This window comes from Evansella sp. AB-P1 (assembly GCF_029688925.1).
Lineage (GTDB): Bacteria > Bacillota > Bacilli > Bacillales > Salisediminibacteriaceae > Evansella.
Genome location: NZ_JARUKY010000009.1, coordinates 57,135 through 78,723 on the forward strand (window position 1 = coordinate 57,135; position 21,589 = coordinate 78,723).

Below are 21,589 nucleotides of genomic sequence, written 5' to 3' on the forward strand. Positions count from 1 at the left end.
ACGGCCTCCTTAAAAATAAATAGAAAAGTTAAATCTTTGAACACCGCAAAAACCATTTCATGCCTTACAAGAACATACTTCTGTGGCCGAAAACGTTTTTCAGTTTCAAAACATTTACTTGATGATCATATCATAATGACCCTACGGATGCAAACACATTTTTCCATTATTGATGAGTAAAAAGGAGGGTATTATAGGTTTTTCGATCATATATTTATATAAAATTAAAGTGATAAGTTCTTTATTTATCAAAATTATTTGAATTATTACTTCACTTCAATTGTTTGAATTATCTTTTGATTATAATTCGTTCTTCTTTCTGTTTCCTCACCACTTTCTATAACATAAAAATCAGATATTAGATGAACATCGTAAATCCCTGGGTTAATCTCTAATTCTAAAATATTCCCTTTCCTATCATTATCCTTCTCTAGAATAGATTGGTGATTAATATCAATATTCCCCTTAATGTGTTCGTAAATTACATCTCCCTCATGCTCAACAAGATCAATCCATGCAATACTATCTTTATACGTTACTGTTAATGGACCCTCTCCGTTATAAGTGAGCACAGGAGCCAAGTGAAGTACTCCCTCTATGTATTGAGGAGATAATGAAAGATCTACATCAGGGTGCTGACCTTCTCCACATGAACGAAATGTAATGATAGATAAAAAGATAATTGCGATTGATACTAATTTCAATTCCTCCACCCCCTATAGAAAATTTACGATATGGATACTTTTATAGAACGAATTATCTATATTTTACTTCTTTTCTCCTACGTTGAGTAGCATTTTTCACCATATTATTACAATTTTCTACCCTTAAAATAAATAATTGCTTCAGTGGTGAAGGCGGCGACTCCAGCAACGAGCTGCATCTTCTCGAATTCACTACGAGTTGTCTCGACTAATGAAACAATATATAGAGGTAGAGATAGTAGCTCTCTAGACGACTGCAAAGCTGGAAAAACAGGAAATACGGTAGTCAAGAAGCGTTCTACGAAGTAGTAGCCTCAAGTACTAATACGAACTAAACTCTGCATCTACTTAGATGCAGAGTTTAGTTTAAATAAACTAACATTTTTAGAATAGGTCTAATTCAACTGCTAATGCAATTAACAATTGTAATAGAATTTGAATGTTTGCAGCTATTTGTGTGTCTGTTGTCGATACTTCTACTTTTCTTGAATTTTCAATAATTGTTTTTTGACGAGATACCTGTTTCATTTTAGTTGTTTGTAAAAGCTCTTGAGTAATTTCTTCTGCTTGACTAGAATCTGCAATAGATATGCTGATTAGAATTACTAGTGCACCTTGTAACGCTGCTTGTAAATTAATTGCTGCCTTTGTATCTGTTGAATTAACAACAACATCACATGAATCTTTTATTAAAATATACTCATCATTTAATTGTAATGTTTTATTTTCTTGAGTTGCCTCTTGAGTGTCACCTTCACTATCAAAGCAGAGAGGGTGTTTATGAGTTGGGTCTAATGCACTCCATTTTGATTTAGCCGAATCAGATGAACGATATACCTCTTGATTCATTTTTTAATCCTCCTTTAAGTGTATTCATAACACCCTATGCTTAAAAAGGAGGATTGGATTGGACAAACTAACCAAGATAAATATCCATTTTACTTTCTTTTCTTTCTATTCTTCTTCAAATAAATTTTGGGCTTTGTTGTTGGTTCACTATATTCAACTTTTGTCTGGGATTGATTTGCTTCTGATTGATTTTCAGTTTCTTCTTCGTTCTGTTCTTGGACCATATCATTGTCTTGCCCCATATCTTCTTCTGTTACTTGTTTTACAGTATTATCTAAATAATTTTGTACTTCTGTTTGTATATTCTCAATAATACTCCGCATTCTTTCTTTTTCCGTATCATCTAGTTCCACTTTTTTAGCAGAAACATTGTGCTTTTTTAAAAGACGATTAACGTATAATCTAAATAACTCATCCTGCTGCTCCATTGATAAACCTCCTTACATTTGAACGATACTACAGCATATGCAAGTTATTATAGAATGCATAGGTAGGTTGACTACATCTATTCATTTTTTTAGTACATTTTCAATGGGTTAAACCAATAGAAGGAGGAGAATAGTATTTTTTGTCGAAGGTGATTTAAATAAACATTAATAGATATAGAAAATAGGTGACTAATCTTGAAAGAAGCAAAGCTAATTACTAAAGTTAAATCCATTGTTAACAATCAATATGAAGGGCTTTTATTATTCTTAAAAGAACTCCCTCATTATACTGATCGTAAATTTGAGACAAATATTGCTACATTAGCAGCAGCAAGTGATCAACGGTTATTGCAAAAGTTAGATGAAATTAAAGAGAATGATGACATAGACGACGACTTACATTTTACACTGTTTGTTGTTAAAGCAACTTTTTTTCGCAGGCATAAAGATCATACTATGTTTCTACAATATGTAGATAAGTATAAAGACATCTATTATGACAACCCATTATTTCTCCATATTTTGTCAATGGCTCATAAGACGGTTTCTTGGGATAAAGATACATTACTTGATGCCATTGAATACTCTAGAAAAGCAGTTAACTTTAAAGAAGTTGAAAATCATGTAGGAATTTTACATAACTTTTCAGAAAACGTCGTCATTGCATTAGAAGAAGAATTCCCTTTCGATACAATATTTACAAAAAGTCTTGTAGAGCAAGGATACAAAATAATGAAAAAAATCGTACAACTTGACCCTGATTATCCTAAGTTTCAATGTACAATGGGAAGGTGGATGGCTATATATAAAAAGGAGTATAATCTAGCTAAGCGCTACATTGAATCGGCCATTGATAAGGAATCTTCACAAAGCATCGATTACTCTTTGCGTATTGGAGATTATCAACGTTTTTTATTAAAAACAGAAGTACTACAAAACAAAGATCAATTAAACGAAGAAGTATCTAAAACAAAGAAAGAACTGGAAGCTGCTACAAAAGAATTAAACCGCATGAAAGACGATAATTTAAAAACTTTAGGCTTTTTCACTGCAATTTTAGGAGTGATCATTGGGTCACTACAAATTATTAGTGGACAAGAGTTTTATGATGCAGCTCTCTTAATCGTAATCTTATGTGGTGCTTTGATCCTCTCATTTGCAAGTTTTACTTTTATCATCTTTCAAGACAAAAGAAGGAAGCTTACAATATTACTATTGGTCATAAGTGGGGCAATACTTATTAGTGGATCAGTTCTTACTTACATCTTATTAAATTAAATAAACTAATTTCATCCTATTTTTCTCATTTGGTAGAAGTATTCCTTTTTCATGTCTTACAAATTGGCGAGACATGTAGTAATAAAATTACCAATATGAGCTCAAAACGTTTCTAAGAAAGGACCACTATTTATGATTTATTCTAAAGAAATTTTCTATAAACAAGGTATTGGTCAAACAAATGAAGATAGATATGTCTATAATGATGAATCACTTTTTTTTTCTGTGATCGATGGTGCTACACCATTAGAAAAAGGAAGCATATCAGGTTCTTTTGCAGCTGATATCGTACAGAAAACCTTATCTAACTCAAAGGAACAAAACGTTTTTGAGAGATTAAAGGAAGCAAACTTAGTTCTTGGTAAAAAAATATCCTCTACGTTAAATAAAAATATTGAAACAATTGATAATCTGTCTAAGGAATTACGGAGTAGCTGTGGCTGTATTGCTGTTCAAATAATCGTTGAAAAAGGAAGTATTATACGCTTGGATTATGCTCATGTAGGAGATTGTATGTTATTTGTACAATACGATAATGGGCGTATTCGTCAGCTTACGTTTGACCATATTGAAAAACTGGATCAGGAAAGTATTAATATTGCGACTGAATTCAGAAAAAAATGGATTAAACAAAACAATTTTGAAGAATATATTTCAGCAGAAGACCTTGAAATTTTAAATAGGAAGGTAAAGGAACACATTAAAACTGTACTTATAAAAAATAGACGTAAACTTAATAGTAAAGAAGGATATGGAATTATTGATGGAAGTGAAAAAGCAAATTATTTTATAGAATACGGTTCCATTCCATTTCATAATATAAAAAAACTATTATTGCTTTCTGACGGTTTACAAATACCGTTACCAATAGAAAAAAATGAACAAGCATGGAACATAACAGCGGAATATGCTTTTCAAAACAGCTTATACTCACTAGGGGATTATGTTGAAATGATAGAGGAAAAGGATCCTAACCTAACAAAATATCCTAGGCTTAAGAAAGCTGACGACAAAACAGGTATTTTGATTTCATTTTAAATCATACTCTTTAAGAACAAGTTTCTCTCTATTATTAAATAAACGTTTAATTAAATTTTTATGTTTACGTATTGTCTAATAACTTAATTTTTTTCCATGTAGCCAAGCAGATGCTTGGCTTTTTTGTCTAAAACAGCTCCCTTTAAATGGATCCACTCAAAAGATAAAACCATATTCTTCAATTTATACAACAATCCCAGTTAATTAAAGAATAACAGAGTATTTAAGAGAATACATATGATGATTCACGCTTACATTCCATTTTGCAATTGTTGTTTTTTTTGTTAAAATCCTCTTGTTATTGCCGGACGAGCTTCTTACGGAGAAGCTCAACATACTATAGATTTTTCAAAGAAAGAGGTGCAACCGTGAGTTTTGCAGAAAAAATTAAAAAAGAATGGTTTGGAAATGTAAGAGGTGACGTTTTGGCAGGAATCGTTGTTGCTTTAGCACTAATACCAGAAGCAATTGCCTTTTCAATTATTGCCGGATTAGACCCGATGGTTGGATTATACGCATCCTTTTGTATTGCTATTGTTATTGCTTTTGTAGGTGGAAGGCCAGGAATGATTTCGGCAGCAACAGGGGCAATGGCCTTACTTATGATCACTCTTGTTGCTGAGCATGGTTTAGAATATTTACTTGCTGCAACTATTTTAACTGGGGTACTTCAAATACTATTTGGAGTATTCAAACTTGCTAGTTTTATGAAATTTATTCCCAGGTCTGTAATGATTGGGTTTGTAAATGCATTAGCAATTCTTATTTTCACTTCACAACTTCAACATTTTGTTGATGAAACATGGATCATGTATGCTCTTGTAGCTTTAACTTTAGTCATTATTTATGGGTTACCTAAGTTTACAAAAGCGGTCCCTTCTACATTAGTTGCTATTATTGTTGTAACTGCTATAGCAATAACGATGAATTTTGGAGTTAGAACGGTGGGAGATATGGGGGCATTACCTGCAACACTACCTATTTTTGCACTACCAAATATACCGTTAACTTTTGAAACGTTAATGATTATTTTTCCATATGCATTAGCACTTGCTATCGTTGGTTTACTAGAATCTTTATTAACGGCATCCATAGTAGATGATATGACTGATACAGAAAGTAATAAAAATAAAGAAAGCCGTGGGCAAGGTATTGCCAATGTTGTTAGTGGTTGTTTTGGTGGTATGGCTGGTTGTGCGATGATCGGGCAATCTGTTATTAATGTAAAATCAGGTGGTAGAGGAAGACTATCGTGTTTAGTTGCTGGATTATTTCTCATCATCTTAATTCTAGCCTTAGGAAACGTTGTGGTACAAATTCCAATGGCAGCACTTGCTGGTGTTATGATCATGGTGTCCATTGGTACGTTTGACTGGAACTCATTAATGAATATTCACAAAATACCACGAACAGATGCTATTGTCATGGTAGTGACTGTTGGAACTGTTGTTTATACACACGACCTTGCACAAGGTGTTTTAGCTGGTGTCGTTTTGAGTGCCATTTTCTTCGCATGGAAAATGTCTAAAGTTAAGGTGGAATCTGTATTATCTACTGACAAGACTGAAAAGACATATTATGTTACAGGCCAATTGTTTTTCGCATCTGTCACAGAATTTTTAGAGAAAATTAATTACAATGACAATGTAACTAAGGTTATAATTGATGTATCTCAAGCTCATCTATGGGATGATTCAGCAGTAGGTGCCATAGACAAAATTGAATCCAAATTCGAACAGAGGCATGTGACTGTTGAAATTCGTGGGTTAAATAAGGAAAGCTCTAAGTTACTAGACAAAATCGGTGGATTAAGTAAGGCATCAGGACATTAAATTTATAGTAAAAATAGCTTCTCTAATAGAGTTGGTTAACGCTAACCCTCGAGAAGCTATTTTTTATAAACTGAGGGGGAAATGACATGTTTTCAAATTTATTACTTGCAATTGATGGCTCTGATCACTCTTATCGTGCTGCAAAAAAAGCAATAGAATTAGGTAAATTATCTGGCGAAGCTACTGTTGAAATTTTATATGTTTTAGATGGTAGTAAATCCAAATCCGACGTTCTCCAATACGGTGATTCGGACTCAGCTACAAGAAGAAGAAAAGAAATGCTTCAACCATTCGAACAATTAATTAGGGAAGCCAATCTTACATATAAAACAACAATCATTCTTGCAGGTACTCCTGCAGAATCCATTATTAAGCATGCTAATAACGGTGAGTATGATTGCCTGATTATTGGTAGTAGAGGACTAAGCACGGTACAGACAATGATTTTAGGCAGTGTTAGTCACAAAGTTATGAAGTATGTTAAAGCACCTGTACTAATGGTCAAATAATCAATTTTGTTAAGAAAAACATTATTGTATTAAAAAAGTGATTTTCCAATTAGGAAATCACTTTTTTGCTGCGTAAAAGAATAATATTGTTTTATTAGACATTTGATTTTTGCAGATGGCGCGAGAAACTCCTAGAAAATGCTTTCACACCTATACTACAGAAGTCGTTCTTTGCTTCCTTGAAAGCTGAAGCATTATTGGAGTAAGGACGCCATTACGCTGTTGCCTACAGGACATAGGCTGTACTTAGCTTAATTGGAGTGCCTTGCGATTTTCTTATTTGAAATGAAAGTTGTGGTTTAAACATGCACGTACAAGTAAAACCAACATAAGAATATTAGTGTCTCAAAATAATTCTGCATAGATCGAATATTGGGAGTGAAATTATGCAAGAAGAAAATTACAAAATGGCAATTAGCGGACTCCTACTAATCGGTTCCATTTTCTTTCTAATAGGTACGTTTCTTAATTTTACAAAGGATTTTAACAATGCAAATGGAAACGGTATTGGTTAGCATAAGTTGTTTTTTAATTATTAATAATGATTCATGTTTAGGTAAAATCACCATACTCTCTTTACATGGAACGAAGGTGTCCAAAAGCTTAACTTTTGGTGACACCTTCTTGTTTTTATTACTGGAAGTAATCACAATAGCGCACCTATATTATTAAAAAGCAATTACTAGCTCATCTTCTTATGATGATACAACCTGTTGTTCAGGTGTTTGAATATCTCCATCCTCTGATGTGGACTTTATAAGAAAAAGTTTTCGATCCTTATATAAGAAGATGGCTGAGAGAGCAAATGATAAAACATCTGCTACAGGGAAAGCAATCCATACTCCTGCTACACCAAAGAAATGAGGAAGAATTAGAACTAATGGTATCAAGAAAAGTACCTGTCGTGACATAGATAATATCAAAGCTGGTTTCGCTTTCCCTAATGCTTGATATAATCCTCCACTTAACACTTGTATCCCAATTAAAATAGCAGCTAAAAACATAATGCGCATACCATCTGTCCCAGCTTGAATAACAGCTTCATCAGTAGTAAATAACTTCATAAACATGTCTGGGAAAACCATAATGATCACAAAAATGATGGCTGAATATAGTGTTACTAGCTTTATCCCTAACCAAACAGTGTCTCTCAAACGTTCAAATTGCTTTGCACCATAATTATATCCAATAATCGGCTGCATTCCTTGAAGAATTCCCATCATAGGCATTAACGTAAACATTAGTACACGTTGAACTATTCCAAACACACCTACATAAAATTCTCCACCGTATTGTATAAGCATTGCATTAATGGCAATCATCATCACACTACCTGCTACCTGTCGGAAAAACGCAGGTAATCCTATGACAATTACCTCTTTCATAAGATCAAAACGTAGTTTAAACTTGGAAAAGGAAAACGTGAGTGTGCTTTTTCCAGATAAAAAATACTTAATGATAACAAAAGTAACAGATGCCTGAGAAATAACCGTTGCAATTGCTGCACCTTGTACCCCTAAATTAAATCCATAAATAAAAATAGGACTTAAAATAATATTTAATACAGAAGGTATAATCATTGTCATCATTGCAAAACGAGAATTACCCTCAGAACGAATAATTGCATTGGTCGTAAAGGAAAAAGTGAAAAAGAAAGTCCCTATTAATATTGGGAACAAATAATCACTTGCATAAACAATAATATCCGGAGTAGCACCAAAAAGTCGAAGGAGTTGCTCTATAAAGATAAAAGCACCAATCATCCCTAAAACACTAAAGCCTAAAACCATAAATAATATATTTCCAAATACATTATTGGCATCTTCACTCTTTTGTGCACCTAATCTACGAGAAATGACTGATGATCCACCAATTCCTAACGCTGCAGCAATAGCCATCATGATCATCATGATAGGGAAAGCAATTGTTACACCAGCAACTCCAGAAATTCCTACTGCGTGAGATATAAAAATGGTATCAACTACATTATATAGTGCCATAACAAACATCCCAATTATAGCTGGGATAGATAAGTCTTTTAATAATTTTGGAATTGATTCTGTTCCTAATCTTAAACTTTGCTGTTTTTGTTCCATCGTTGCGCCTTCTTTCTATCTCATAATGCCCTTAATTTCTGTTGTAATTTTCCAAATTTCCTTTTAACCGTTTTAACCACATTATTAATAATTGTTGTTCTTCTATTGAAAACCCTGATAATAACTCTTCATCCATATGCCCTATTTCCTCCATTAATTTCGTTTCCAGATTGTAGCCTTTTTCTGTTAATGAAATTAGTTTTGACCTACGATCTTCTAAACTATTTTTTTTCGTTATAAGTTCTTTTTTTTGCATTGAATCTATGATTCCATTCATTGTGGATGCTTGAATGTATAGTAGTCTTTGTAACTCAGATTGAAGCGAGTCACTACGGTGTTTCAATAAATACAAAACCCGTGCCTGCGAAATAGTAAGGTCTAGCTTTGTAAGTTCCTTGTTATATCTATTTTCGATAAGATGAGCAACAACTGTAATATGATATCCCGCCATTTCATCTAACTGATTCTTCAAAATTACTTAGCCTCCTAAATAAATACTAACTATATATTAACAAAATATATTATATAAGCACAGTATAAAATTATGTAAAACTTAATTTAAATTAGGTCACTAAACTTTCGTATAACTAAATAATAACCTTATAAAAGTGTACAGAGTATTATTGTTGGAAAAAGAAAAGAAGGAGTACTCAAAGCTTCATAGCTTTTGAGTTACCTCCCTCTTTGTTCATTCCATATTAATGACAATATGCTAAACCATATACGTCAAATTGTCCTGTAACATCTAGGATAAATGAAATTTCATCATCTTCATTTAATCGAAGAGCAACTTCATATGTTTTATCTTCCTTCTTATCAATTAGACTCAGAGCAAATCGATCCTCTTCATCCCAATAATCAACAGAGTCTATTGTTAAGTCATCTTTAGAGATGGTATACTCATCTACGATAAAATCTATTCCGTGCTCTGCTGCAGCTTCATATTCTTTAGGCATACTTCCACCAATCCAAACCCAGCTAAAAACTCCTACAATCAGTACAGCTATAAAAGGAAGAGTTAAATACCGTTTCATTACCCATCCCCTCCAATCGTTAATATTCCTTTGTTATCTTCTATTATAATAGGGTTTATTGAAAATGTGTACCATTTCCAACTATTTTTATAGGAAAAAGATACATTAATACTAAATGAATGAATTTACTGACTGATCAATAAGACCTATCCGTTTTATTTTTATGCAAAACACCGTTGATTAGAATTGTTGATTTACGTTATTGTTTTGTTATATTTTCACTCAAAATAAGTAGACACTCATCCGCACGTACTGGTGGGCTAAAGAAATAGCCTTGTATATTAATACTATACTTTGACAAATAATGATATTGCTTTAAATTTTCCACACCTTCTGCTACAACTTCAATATTTAGTTTTTTACATAATTCAATCATTCCTGATAATAAGGCAAGGTCAAAAGAATGATTAGGAATATCTTTAATAAAAATTCTATCAATCTTTAACTGATCAACACATAGCTCCTTTAAATACATTAGTGATGATAGGCCCGTCCCAAAATCATCTAATGATACTTTTACACCTAAGTCATTTAATTTTGAAGTGAACGCTATTAATTTGTCAAAATATGTACTTACATCACTTTCTGTGATCTCCAAATGCAAAAGAGATGGTGGAAAATCATATTTTTGTAGCTGTTCATTAACTTCCATGATAAACTTTTGATTTATTAATTGTGTTTTAGATACATTAATTGAAACAAAAATATTGTGATGCCCAGCATCATGCCATTCTTTAACCTGTTTAAGAGCATCTCTCAATACCCAGTCTCCAATTTTCGGCATTATTCCTAGTTCTTCAGCTAATGAAATAAATTCTGATGGAGGTATGAGGCCTTTTGTTGGATGTTCCCATCTTATTAAAGCTTCAACACCAATAATTTTTTTATTTTCCCCATTAATTATTGGTTGATAAAACAACACTAATTCATTATTACTTATAGCTTGCCTCAGGTCGTTTTCTAGAATAAAATTATTTTTGAAATAAGCTAACTCTGAAATATCTTTATAATAAACATAATGGTTCTTGCCTGCTCGCTTTGCTTCATACATAGCAATATCAGCATTTTGAATTAATTTCTGTGCATTATTTGTGTCATAAGGATATTCACTTATTCCAATGCTTGTTGTTATTTCAAAATCCATTGAAGCAATTTGTATCGGATTTGATATTTTTTCTAATAATTTATGACACTTACCTACAACCTCAATAGTATCATGGTTATTTAAAATTATAACGAACTCGTCTCCTCCCCATCTGGCTAGTATGTTCTCTTTTGATAAACTAGCCTTCATTCTACCTACAATTTCTTTAAGTAACGCATCTCCAATATGATGTCCTAATGTATCATTAATACGTTTAAACAAATCAATATCTAAAAATAAAACAGCTAGTCTTACTTCTTGGTTCTCCTCAATAAGGTTCCTGAGCTTATCCATAAAATATTTTCTATTGGGAATTCCCGTTAAATCATCTGTTAGTGCCATAAGCTTTATTTCATTCTGTGATTCATCTAGCGAATGTAACATTCGATTTATTCCAGTTTCTAATTCAGCGATCTCGTCCTTTCCATTCACCTTTATCCTTTTCTTTAAATCTTTCGTCTCCTGGATATAGCGAAGGTCACGAGAGATATTAGATAACTTAGATAATACTTGCTTATCTAAAAAAAATAATATTGTAGCTATGAATAAAAGAGAAACTAATCCATACGTTGTGTAAAAAAAACGTAGACTTTCTTTTCCCTTGCTGTATATATGACGGTCAATGGTGAAATAAAATTCCCCATGAGAAGATGAATTTATATAAGGTATGTAAATTGATCCTTTCACATAATTTTCCTCTTGGAAAGTTATTTCATTGTTATGCATTGGCTTATCTTCACTATTTGTTAACTCAATAGGTAACTGTACAACATTTTCCATTCTTTGGACAAAGTCATCACTTAATAACAACCCCATTATAAGGGTCCCATTTGATAAGCCTTCTTCTGAGCTAAGATGCGTAGGATAAGTTGCAAGTAAAATTGACTCATTTCCGCCTTTTAAAAACACTGTTTCTCGTCGATTATGAAACCTTTGCAAATCTGCAGGATTTATTATGTTATATAAATTGAAATACTTACCTTCTACGTGGTTAAACCCTTTATCGTAAACTCTATTTCCCTTCTTATCATAATAAATAACAAAATCAATCTTATTCGTAATAAAAGTATCATCTACCCAATTACTAACAATGTACCGTTGATTATTCGTTTGAATAAATTCATACGTATCATCCCATACAGCATAATCTCTTACGATACTTTCTAACCTTTCTTCCTCACTTTGGATAGCATTTTCAACTCTTTGGATGTTCTCTTCCATTAACTCCATTTCAATTTCAACATATTGTTCTATTAACGTAGGATTGATCAATAAAAAGAAAAGAGTAAGTAAAGTAATAATACTAATCAGAACAACAGATATTACTTTTATCTTAAGCTTCATTCTAATACCACCTTAAATAAATAGATTTACTTTTAAACAATTAACATCTGAAATTTACCTGAAATGTAAAATTACTAAATTACCCAATTCTATTTACCTATATCTAAAAGATTAACTATTAACTACCATTTTATAGGGGTTTTTCTATTTTTTTATGGGTCTAACCTATCTGTTTTCTAATTTTCATACGAAAAATTTAATTAACGTTAAGATATTCAAAGCAAAAAAGCTGTTAGGAATAATTCTTCATCCCTAACAGCTTTTTTCATTTCTTCATTTTCTAATGTGCTTTTACTAATGATTTATCTAAATATGCCTGAAGCATCCAACTTTGTTTTTCAAGAGAGCCTTTTAAACCGATAAACAAATCTGCAGTTGGATGATCATTTTCATTCTCTGCCGCTTCAATTACTTCACTTAACTCATTACTTAATTGTTCGAAATCTTTAGCTAATAATTCAACCATATCTACTGCTGTTTCTTCCCCTTTTGCTTCCTCTAAGGTTGTATTATCTAAATATTCCCGTAGAGTTGAAATTGGTTTTCCACCAATCGTTAAAATTCTTTCTGCTAACTCATCAATAGTTCCTGCTACTTCGTTATAAATCTCTTCAAATTTTTCATGAAGAACAAAAAAGTCAGGTCCTTTTACAAACCAGTGATAATGATGGAGCTTTGTATTCAATACATTCCAATTAGCTAATTGTACATTCATTTTGTTGATTAAATTTTGTTTTGTCATTTCTCTTACACTCCCCTTATTTTCTTCGCTTTTATTATAATTATATTTTATATTATATAATAATTATTGTCAATTTATAATTATTATAAATAACGAAATATCTAAGTGTATTATAACCATTTGTTTAATAAGTCTTGCATCGTTCTTTAATATTTATGTAAATGTCGATGGGTCCCACAGCTACTATTCATTATCACTTTTGATCATACGGATCTTGAGAAATAACATTTACAAATATGAGTTCCATTCCAGTTAAAAAAATTATTACTATATTTCCAACAAAAGAGTGTTTTTTTATTAGAAAAGTATATAATTGCTTTTAATCTACAAACTATATTATAGTTCTTTATTTTTAATAATTACAAATAAAAACACATATTTTTTGTAACTTTTTTCTTTTTAAACCCTATGTACACAGTGTTTATATACTTAATTTCCGTTTTTCATTTGTCCCTTCATTATCATTTGTATCTAAAATTATCAATAATACTTTTCACATAAGAAACTTTCTGTTACGAACATTTTCTAGAACATCATTTATAATAGCCAAACAAAAATAACCATAATAAGGAATCTATGGTTATTTTTTAAAAGATAAGAAAGTATAAAATTTCCATTCTACGTAAGTTATCTAGGAGACAGGATGTCGATATTACGCCGTTACATACAGGACGTAGGCTGTACTTAGGCGGAATTGAGTCGCTTTGCGCTTTTCTTATTACGTCACTATTTAACTTAAATTTTATTTGCCAAATTCTAAAATAATTTCTTTATCTCTCCCTAATTCAGCCTCTAATCGTTCACGGACAGTTTGCATGATTTCGTCTGGAGAATGGCCCCACTCTAATGAACTATATAGAACCTCTCGCCATATATTTTGTCCATCTCTATCTAATGGTGTTAACGTAGGCTCCTCTGTTTCTCCCATAATATTCTCTAACATTTCCTGCTTCTTTTGCCCTCCGAGGAATTCATTCCTGTAGTCCATAATATTCTCATTATTTCTAGCCGGAAGATACCCATTCACAACACTTAAATAACCCTCCATCGGATGCTCAAATGATGCAAATTTAATAAACTCCCATGCCTCCTCCTTGTAACTACTAGCAGCAGGTATAGATATGATTGAACTGTTTAACCATCCGTTTACATCAAATGGCAGTCGCGTCATCCTCCAATCTCCTTCTTGCTCAGGAACCCAACTTTTTAATAGCTCTGTACCCCATGATCCTAAATAGAGCATAGCAAATTGATTATTTCGAATGGCTGCTTGTCCTTTTTCTCCCCACATATCTATGGCAGAAAAAAGATCTTCACGGTGTACTGTTTGCGCTAATTCTATACTTTCCAAAAAGGTATCATTATCTCGTAAAAAGTTTAATTCATTATCAAACATTCCTGTTCCAGATTCAAAGATTGTCAATATCTCCATTGGCCATTGTACTAAATACTTATCATCTTCCGCTAATACTCTCGCCATTTCTAACCAGTTATTACTATCTTCCATGAATAAACCTAACTCTTCTGGATCTGATGGAAACCCATACTCCTCCATAATATCTGCTCTATAATATGCTAAAAAAGGAGATGTAACATAAGGTATACCAATTACATTTTGTTGATCAAAGGATAATCCCATATTCCATAATGCTTCTGAAAAACCTTCCTTGTATTGCTCAGCTAAATATGGCTCTTGCAATAAATCTTCAAAGCCATCAATCACTTTAAAATCTCCAATATGTGGACTATCAATAATCACCAAATCTGGGCTATCCCCACTTATAAAAGCATCCATGTATGCAGAAGGATATTCATCATACGGAATAATTTTAAGCTCAACTTCAACTCCGGGATTGTCGTTTTCAAATTGCTCAATGACATTATCCCAACCATCATCATAGTACGACCACATGGTTAACTGAATACTATCTCTTTCCTCGTCCTCTTGTTGTGGCGAAGAAGATGCATCAGAACCAGTTTTATTTATCTCTTCCTCTGTATTACATCCTAACAAAACAAAAGTCAAAAAAATCAGGAACATTGTCATCAACAAATACTTCATCATACTTCACTCCCATTATTATGAATTTATTCCGGACCCTTATTTCCTAAAAAGCTTTACGAACTCGTTTCCGTCCACCGGTTTACTAATTAAGTATCCTTGTATTTCATCACACTTCATTTCCTGTAGTAACTCCAACTCTTCTTCCCGTTCCACTCCTTCGCCTACAACTTTTAGCCCTAACGTATGTGCCAAATCAATAATCACCTTTACCATCGATGCTTTTTTCGGGTTCAAATCTATCTCTTTAATAAACTCCCTATCTAATTTCATTTCATTTATTGGCAAATTTATTAAATGACTTAATGAAGAATAACCACTTCCAAAGTCATCTATAGAAATTTTAACTCCTAAACTTCTAATTTCATTCATCGTTTGTTGAACACTACCTATATTTTTCTTAAAGACACTCTCTGTAATCTCGATTTGCAAATACTGTGGTTCTAGACCAGATTCCAACAGTACCTCCTTAATGACCTCTAAAAGTTGATCTTGATAAAAATGAGCTGCTGACAAGTTCACAGCAATTGGAACTTTTCTATACCCTGCCTCTTGCCACCTTTTATTTTGTTTACATGCTTCTAATAGTCCCCACTTATCAACTTTTAAAATTAATCCAGATTCTTCTGCTATAGAAATAAATGTAGCGGGTGACACACTTCCTAGTTTTGGATGCTTCCAGCGTAACAATGCTTCCATACTAGTAATCTCCATTGACACAGCATCTATTTTAGGTTGAAAAAATAGACTAAATTGGCTATGCTCAAGGGCTTCTCCTAGTCCATTATTTATTTCCATCCGCTGTGTAAAATCTTCTTTCATTGCCTCATTAAAAAACTGAAGTGAATTTCTACCTTTCTCTTTTGCATCGTACATTGCCATATCAGCATACTTCACCAATGTATCTAACTCCACCCCATCATCAGGGTAAACACTTACACCCACACTTGATGTTACGTATAATGACACACCATTTAATTTAATTGTATTAGTAAAAATCGAGAGGATTCGTTCCCCAACCTGCTCAATTTCCTCTTGATTCCTTGCTTTAGATAGCACTACAAATTCATCCCCACCTAACCTAAAAACCTTCGTTCTTTTATCTTCCACGTTACGCAACTTTTCACTAACGATAACTAACAGTTCATCACCCATGGCATGACCTAACGTATCATTGATTTGTTTAAATTGATTTAAATCCAAAAACATAATAGCTATTTTCTCGTTTAAATACTGCTCTTTTGTTAATAAGTTTTGTAGGTCGTTCTGAAAAAATTTACGATTAGGTAATCCTGTTAAGGTATCGTAGTAGGCATATTTATGAAGCTCTTCCTCAGATTTAATTAAATCATCTGTTTGTTTTTTCAGCTTGTCATTAAGCTTCATACTGCTCTGAAAAATTCCATTTAAATTACTCCACATCTGCTGAAAATTATGAATTAACGTATCAATTTCATAAACACTACTCTGTGGCCATTCTACTGGTTCGTTTTTCTGCATTTTCATTGGCAAATCTGTCGTTGTGGTCGTTAATTGTCTCAGTACATTTACTAAGTAACGTTTAATGATAAATGATAAAAGAAACACACTTACAACAAATAATACCAACAGCCTAAACTGCTCCATAAAATAGTGAAAAACCATCTCCTGATAATGACTAATTGGAAATGTTACATAAGTAACAATTGGTAATGGCGATGCATGTTCCATTACAATAAATTGACCTCTATTCCACATAATTACGTCAGAGTAGGTGGAATTCATATTTGGTAGTGTAATATAAAAGTTATTTGATACTTCAATTATGTCATTTGTTCCTTCCCAATCAAAAGGCTCTCTTATACGTAATGAATCATCGCTTGAAGCAAGGATTCTATTATTTTCATCTGTCATAATTACTCCATAGGACTCATCTGTGGAATGTCTATGAATAATATCCTCTAAATGACCTTGCTGAATAGGGTTATACAACAGGAGCCGTTGTATATCACCCTCACTCCAATCCTTTACAGCATTATTTATCGTCTGAATTTGACTTAATCCTATTTGTGAAACATCTTTTTTTGTGGTTTCGTACATATTCCAACTATTAAATGCTAGATTCATCATGAATGGAAAGATAATTACTGCAATTAACGTATGAAAGATGAATTGAGAAAATTTAAATTTGTTTTTCTTCCTCGACTGCTTTTGTAACCAATAGTTAAAGGGTAGATAAGCCAAGAGCATATCCGCTATGACGGCATTAAAGAGTCCATTTGTAATATCCATACTTATTAAAACAGTAAGCTTCAATCTAGATATGTCTTGAACAAAATGTTCGTAAAACAGGAATGATATAGGAGTCCCTATGACAACCCAGAACAAAAGAACCCAAAGGACCAAATTATTTATTCGTCTAATGTAAGCGACTAAACCGATAAAAAGCATCTCAAGTATAGGAACCATATCCCAAACAAATGTATCAAAACCAATAACACATAGTGCATGTATCCCTAAAGCTGTAACAACAGATACCGGAACCCCAAATAAACGAACAAATAAAAGTAGAAAAACACTATAAAAAGATAAATTAATGCCATAAATAAAATCAATGCTATAAAGCTTTGATACTATCGCCAATATTAAAAACGTTAAATACATGACACTATAGTTAATTTTTTTTGAATGAAAAAAATTTTTCATAAGCATAAATTTAACCCCCAATGGAAAAAGGAAAAGGATATTATTATAAAAAGAAAAACTGCCAATAGCAGTTTTTCTAAATGACCCGTAACGATCAAATGGCAACCCGGCTATCATGCTATGCTTTAGACCCGTGGCTTTGCGTCCTATGCTTTCACATAGTTTGCTAAGTATTTATTTCTATCACAAATAAATCAACTTTATTTATAATTTTTTACAAAATTAGTGTTGTTTCTATTATAATTATAATGCTTTTGTCCTATATTATCACTATAATATTCCAAATTAAACTATAATAATAATTTCCAAATAAACATTACCAAATATCACTATTTTAAGCATTCATCTCGATTCAATTATGTAACAACGTAGCACCCCAAATAATATCATATTATTTAGGGTACTAGTTTTGTTGTTTCATCATACTAAATAATGTGGTTAATCATTTTGTAGGATCTAATCGGAAATAGATCCGCAATTCGATTTAGACAGCCTTTTCTTTAATGACCGTTGATTTTTCTATTGATGAAAAATCATTAATCCTCTTCACTATCAGCATCCGGTCTAATATTTGGCATCGTATTGTGCGTGTATTTAGGCGCTGGCTTTAAAGACGGCTTCTCTCCATACGCAGGTGGCCTTGAATAATATTTAAATTGATCTAAGCCGTCCATACTTTTTCCTTTCGCCCATCTCCCTTTACTACTTTGTTCACCTTGAGATAAATTATAAAAATCATATGCCACTTCATTTTTCTCAAGTTGTTTTGGAAACGTACTAGGTACAACAATATTTTCTTGTGCTTCAAGCTCCGCAATTGCAGCCTTCCACATATTCTGATGCATCGTATCTCTTGCTATTAAAAAAGATAACATATCCTTCACTCCAGGGTCATTCGTAGCTTCATACAAACGCACCACTTGGAGTCGTCCTTGCGTTTCTGCATTCAAATTTGCTCGGAAGTCTGCTAGTAAGTTTCCACTAGCTATAATGTAGTCAGCAGTCCAGCTATTACCATTAATATCTTTAGGCTGGGCACCTAATCCAGAAACAATGGCATGTTGAGGATTCATTCCACCCATAATCGCACCTACTACAGGGTTGCTTGCAGCTGTCTCTTGGTCACCTACTGGTGCACCATCTAATAATCTCGCAATCATAGTAGATAGCATTTCCACATGGGCTAATTCTTCTGTCCCTACATCCATAAGTAAATCCCTATACTTCTCTGAACCTCTAGTGTTCCACCCTTGGAACAAATATTGCATTGCAACAGAAATTTCCCCAAATTGACCACCTAACACCTCTTGTAACTGTCTTGCAAAAATAGGGTCTGGGCGCATAGGCTTAGCATCGTATTGAAGCTCTTTAATGTGATAAAACATACTGATGACATCTCCCTCATATCTATATTCATATTTAATTAATTCAAGGAGGGCCGTCAGGGTTCCAATTATTTTCAAAGACAACCAAAAGACAACAACCTGGTTTGTGAACAAAAGTTCAGGGACCAGGTTGTTGTCAATTTCGTGAACACTTTTTTATTTTTGTTGTAGTTTTGTTATTCGATCGATCACTTCCATACAGGCTCGACTATTATGGTATGGTCCTTTCCACGGCTCAACTATGGGCATAGACTTATCTACCTCATTATCTTTAGAAAGCTTCCAATACCACTCTCCGTGAGTTGGATCAATAAAATAGTCTTTAATATAATTCCATGTCTTATGGAAATATGTTAAATAGTCATCATTTTTCGTTAATTGATACGCATTTAAAAAAGCGACGATACTTTCCGCTTGAACCCACCATACTCGATCATAGTCAATGATTCTATCGTTTAAGCCTTCATAGGCTAAACTTCCATCCTCTTGAAGTGCCTCGGAAATACAGACGTTTACCGTTTTTTCCACTATGGAATCGACCTTTTCCTTATATTCCTTTTTATCAAGACCTTCTGCTATCTGAGATAACATCCAGCTCCCTTCCATGTCATGACCGTATGAGATCACTTCCGATTGCGGCTCCCATTGTTCATTAAAAAATAAAATAAAATGACTAGATTTCTCATTAAACATTTTTTCCACTACAACCTGGAATAATCGATCAATCTTTTCTTTTAACTCAGTATCTTCCCAAACTTGGTACAAGTTCCAATATGCTTCAAGAAGATGTAAATGAGTTGTCATCGTTTTAGGAACACTCATATCTTTATTGCTTAGTCGAAGGTCTTCTGCTTTGTTCCACGATTGATCAAATGCTTCAAAATATCCTCCATTAACTTGATCATAACTATGCTTTTCAATAAGTTTTGTAAGTTTCTTGGAGATTTCTAACGCATCTTTATCCTCTGTGGCTTTATAATACTCCGTCATGGCATTTATTCCAAAAGCTTGATTATATATGTGCTTTCTCGTTTCCAGTACCATACCATCTTCATCTAATGACCAAAGCAAACCTCCAAACTCATTATCCCAGAAATAGTTTTTTATATAATTGTAAGCTCGTTTTGCAACAACTAAATCCTCATCAAGTAAGTAACGTGAATAAGCAGCAGAGAAACTCCATAATATTCTCGAATGTAAAATACATGCTTTTTCACTTTCTTTATTTATAGATAAATCATAGAAATAGTAATCGTGAAAACCATCACTATATTCATCAACAGCATGCTTTTTCCAAAAAGGAAGAATATGTTCAGACAATTCAAATTCAACTTCTTCCTTTACTTTATCTAAATCTTTTAATTCCAAAACCAATCCCTCCTACACTTCCTCCTATGTATTAACATAACCAAAATATGAAGTTTTGATGAATCACTTCACTCCATAAAAAATTGCACATAGTAGTAGGGTGGCCAAGAATAAGAAAAATTCACCATCTAGACCAGGTACAAATATATCCGGTTCAACGACAGAGCAACACTATACATAGGTAGATAATAAAGTGTGCACTACAACTGGCAATTCTAAAAAATTCATGATATGTGATAGTGAAGAAGACGGCTGAACGATCGAGATCCTGCGCATTGTTGATTTGCAGGTTCATTGGCGCCTTCTATGTGCCTGCAAACCTGCTTTTTTCCTTTTGCAGGTTCATTGGCCGACTTTCTTTCGTCTACCCTGAAAATAGAAACGGTTCAGCAGTGGAAGGCGGCGACTCCAGCGACAAGATTATGCTTCACGAATCCACTACGAGTTGTCACTACTGGTGAAGCTTTAGAGAAACACTTGCACAGGTAGAGAAAGAAGCTTTTTAGACGACTGGAAAGCATGTAATAAAGAATAAAGAAAACGCGGTAGAATAGGGGGCCGCTATCTTCCCGGTAAACATTGTTTTTACCATTTGCGGTAGAATAGAGAGCTTCTAGATGACTCCAAAGCTACCCTGAAAATACGCAGGTTCAGTAGTGAGGACGACGACTCTAGCGGGAAAAGCAACAGGCGAAGACCCGACCCTTCGCCACGTATGTGGGAAGGGTGGAGGCTGAGGCGTTGCCCGCAGAAAGCGTTCGTCAGTAACGACGGATGAACCTCCAGATGAGTATTTTCATCCTCCATGGTGCAAATTTATACTTGCTTGGGCGGTCTACCGTGAAAATAAACAGACCAAATCAACTTAGGATTTGGCCTGTTCATTATTTTAACAGCAGTCGTCTAGCCCCTTCATCAGTAAGCCACCTTTGCCATTTCTCTCTTCATAATCTATTGTCATCATTTCCGTTTGTGATTTAATAACAGGATCAATTGCGACACGAACCCCATTAACCTCAACAATTGTATCTGCGCTTTCTGGCTCCTCCAGAGCCAATCCCATCCTAGGACTTCCTCAGCCCATTCCAGCG

18 protein-coding genes and 1 riboswitch are annotated in these 21,589 nt (G+C 33.4%); of the genes, 5 read left to right on the forward strand and 13 right to left on the reverse strand.

Features of this window, described 5'->3' with window-relative positions; all coding sequences use genetic code 11:
• Positions 1-266 precede the first annotated feature (266 nt).
• The 3 genes from QA612_RS10860 to QA612_RS10870 all read right to left on the reverse strand — a co-directional run bounded on the left by QA612_RS10860 (position 267) and on the right by QA612_RS10870 (position 1,981).
• Positions 267-704, reverse strand: coding sequence for a hypothetical protein (locus QA612_RS10860; protein WP_278283836.1), 438 nt, complete (start codon positions 702-704; stop codon positions 267-269).
• A 384-nt stretch (positions 705-1,088) separates the two neighbouring features.
• Positions 1,089-1,553 (reverse strand): spore coat protein, encoded by a 465-nt coding sequence (locus tag QA612_RS10865; protein WP_278283837.1) that lies wholly within the window; start codon positions 1,551-1,553, stop codon positions 1,089-1,091.
• 89 nt (positions 1,554-1,642) lie between these two features.
• Positions 1,643-1,981, reverse strand: a complete 339-nt coding sequence (locus tag QA612_RS10870; protein ID WP_278283838.1) for a hypothetical protein — start codon at positions 1,979-1,981, stop codon at positions 1,643-1,645.
• Positions 1,982-2,176: 195 nt separating this feature from the next.
• Between QA612_RS10870 and QA612_RS10875 the strand changes: the two genes are divergently transcribed.
• From QA612_RS10875 to QA612_RS10895, 5 genes are all read left to right on the forward strand, one after another.
• Positions 2,177-3,259: a hypothetical protein gene (locus QA612_RS10875; RefSeq protein WP_278283839.1), complete on the forward strand. Its 1,083-nt coding sequence runs from the start codon at positions 2,177-2,179 to the stop codon at positions 3,257-3,259.
• A 132-nt stretch (positions 3,260-3,391) separates the two neighbouring features.
• The gene (locus QA612_RS10880; RefSeq protein WP_278283840.1) at positions 3,392-4,297 is read left to right on the forward strand and encodes a protein phosphatase 2C domain-containing protein; all 906 of its coding nucleotides are present in this window, start codon (positions 3,392-3,394) and stop codon (positions 4,295-4,297) included.
• 368 nt (positions 4,298-4,665) lie between these two features.
• Positions 4,666-6,129: a SulP family inorganic anion transporter gene (locus QA612_RS10885; protein WP_278283841.1), complete on the forward strand. Its 1,464-nt coding sequence runs from the start codon at positions 4,666-4,668 to the stop codon at positions 6,127-6,129.
• Between the two features lie 86 nt (positions 6,130-6,215).
• Positions 6,216-6,638: a universal stress protein gene (locus QA612_RS10890; RefSeq protein ID WP_278283842.1), complete on the forward strand. Its 423-nt coding sequence runs from the start codon at positions 6,216-6,218 to the stop codon at positions 6,636-6,638.
• Between the two features lie 386 nt (positions 6,639-7,024).
• On the forward strand, positions 7,025-7,153 hold the full coding sequence (locus tag QA612_RS10895; protein ID WP_278283843.1) for a hypothetical protein: 129 nt from the start codon (positions 7,025-7,027) through the stop codon (positions 7,151-7,153).
• A gap of 180 nt (positions 7,154-7,333) precedes the next feature.
• Here QA612_RS10895 and QA612_RS10900 read toward each other — a convergent pair whose 3' ends face one another.
• The 10 genes from QA612_RS10900 to QA612_RS10945 all read right to left on the reverse strand — a co-directional run bounded on the left by QA612_RS10900 (position 7,334) and on the right by QA612_RS10945 (position 21,561).
• Positions 7,334-8,734 carry an MATE family efflux transporter gene (locus QA612_RS10900; RefSeq protein ID WP_278283844.1) on the reverse strand — a complete coding sequence of 467 codons (1,401 nt, stop codon included), beginning with the start codon at positions 8,732-8,734 and terminating at the stop codon, positions 7,334-7,336.
• Positions 8,735-8,765: 31 nt separating this feature from the next.
• Entirely contained in the window at positions 8,766-9,206 is a 441-nt protein-coding gene (locus tag QA612_RS10905; protein ID WP_278283845.1) for a MarR family winged helix-turn-helix transcriptional regulator, read from the reverse strand.
• Positions 9,207-9,432: 226 nt separating this feature from the next.
• On the reverse strand, positions 9,433-9,768 hold the full coding sequence (locus tag QA612_RS10910; protein WP_278283846.1) for a hypothetical protein: 336 nt from the start codon (positions 9,766-9,768) through the stop codon (positions 9,433-9,435).
• A gap of 199 nt (positions 9,769-9,967) precedes the next feature.
• Complete coding sequence (locus QA612_RS10915; RefSeq protein WP_278283847.1) at positions 9,968-12,256, reverse strand: EAL domain-containing protein; 2,289 nt, start codon at positions 12,254-12,256, stop codon at positions 9,968-9,970.
• 280 nt (positions 12,257-12,536) lie between these two features.
• Entirely contained in the window at positions 12,537-12,998 is a 462-nt protein-coding gene (locus tag QA612_RS10920; protein WP_278283848.1) for a Dps family protein, read from the reverse strand.
• Between the two features lie 742 nt (positions 12,999-13,740).
• Complete coding sequence (locus QA612_RS10925; RefSeq protein ID WP_278283849.1) at positions 13,741-15,060, reverse strand: ABC transporter substrate-binding protein; 1,320 nt, start codon at positions 15,058-15,060, stop codon at positions 13,741-13,743.
• Positions 15,061-15,099: 39 nt separating this feature from the next.
• Entirely contained in the window at positions 15,100-17,751 is a 2,652-nt protein-coding gene (locus QA612_RS10930; RefSeq protein ID WP_278283850.1) for a putative bifunctional diguanylate cyclase/phosphodiesterase, read from the reverse strand.
• A 91-nt stretch (positions 17,752-17,842) separates the two neighbouring features.
• A riboswitch (cyclic di-GMP riboswitch) is annotated at positions 17,843-17,923 on the reverse strand.
• A 358-nt stretch (positions 17,924-18,281) separates the two neighbouring features.
• Positions 18,282-19,130 carry a manganese catalase gene (locus QA612_RS10935; RefSeq protein WP_278283851.1) on the reverse strand — a complete coding sequence of 283 codons (849 nt, stop codon included), beginning with the start codon at positions 19,128-19,130 and terminating at the stop codon, positions 18,282-18,284.
• 156 nt (positions 19,131-19,286) lie between these two features.
• Positions 19,287-20,498 (reverse strand): AGE family epimerase/isomerase, encoded by a 1,212-nt coding sequence (locus tag QA612_RS10940; protein WP_278283852.1) that lies wholly within the window; start codon positions 20,496-20,498, stop codon positions 19,287-19,289.
• Positions 20,499-21,387: 889 nt separating this feature from the next.
• A complete protein-coding gene (locus tag QA612_RS10945) occupies positions 21,388-21,561 on the reverse strand; it encodes an iron-sulfur cluster assembly accessory protein (RefSeq protein WP_278283853.1) in 174 nt (57 codons plus the stop codon).
• Between the last annotated feature and the right edge of the window lie 28 nt (positions 21,562-21,589).

Excerpts from the sequence above, each read along its gene's own strand:
- QA612_RS10930 (WP_278283850.1), bottom strand. The coding sequence starts at position 17,751 with ATGCTTATGAAAAATTTTTTTCATTCAAAAAAAATTAACTATAGTGTC.
- QA612_RS10910 (WP_278283846.1), bottom strand. The coding sequence starts at position 9,768 with ATGAAACGGTATTTAACTCTTCCTTTTATAGCTGTACTGATTGTAGGA.
- QA612_RS10935 (WP_278283851.1), bottom strand. The coding sequence starts at position 19,130 with ATGTTTTATCACATTAAAGAGCTTCAATACGATGCTAAGCCTATGCGC.
- QA612_RS10945 (WP_278283853.1), bottom strand. The coding sequence starts at position 21,561 with ATGGGATTGGCTCTGGAGGAGCCAGAAAGCGCAGATACAATTGTTGAG.
- QA612_RS10895 (WP_278283843.1), top strand. The coding sequence starts at position 7,025 with ATGCAAGAAGAAAATTACAAAATGGCAATTAGCGGACTCCTACTAATC.
- QA612_RS10865 (WP_278283837.1), bottom strand. The coding sequence starts at position 1,553 with ATGAATCAAGAGGTATATCGTTCATCTGATTCGGCTAAATCAAAATGG.
- QA612_RS10870 (WP_278283838.1), bottom strand. The coding sequence starts at position 1,981 with ATGGAGCAGCAGGATGAGTTATTTAGATTATACGTTAATCGTCTTTTA.
- QA612_RS10925 (WP_278283849.1), bottom strand. The coding sequence starts at position 15,060 with ATGAAGTATTTGTTGATGACAATGTTCCTGATTTTTTTGACTTTTGTT.
- QA612_RS10880 (WP_278283840.1), top strand. The coding sequence starts at position 3,392 with ATGATTTATTCTAAAGAAATTTTCTATAAACAAGGTATTGGTCAAACA.
- QA612_RS10900 (WP_278283844.1), bottom strand. The coding sequence starts at position 8,734 with ATGGAACAAAAACAGCAAAGTTTAAGATTAGGAACAGAATCAATTCCA.
- QA612_RS10890 (WP_278283842.1), top strand. The coding sequence starts at position 6,216 with ATGTTTTCAAATTTATTACTTGCAATTGATGGCTCTGATCACTCTTAT.
- QA612_RS10915 (WP_278283847.1), bottom strand. The coding sequence starts at position 12,256 with ATGAAGCTTAAGATAAAAGTAATATCTGTTGTTCTGATTAGTATTATT.
- QA612_RS10920 (WP_278283848.1), bottom strand. The coding sequence starts at position 12,998 with ATGACAAAACAAAATTTAATCAACAAAATGAATGTACAATTAGCTAAT.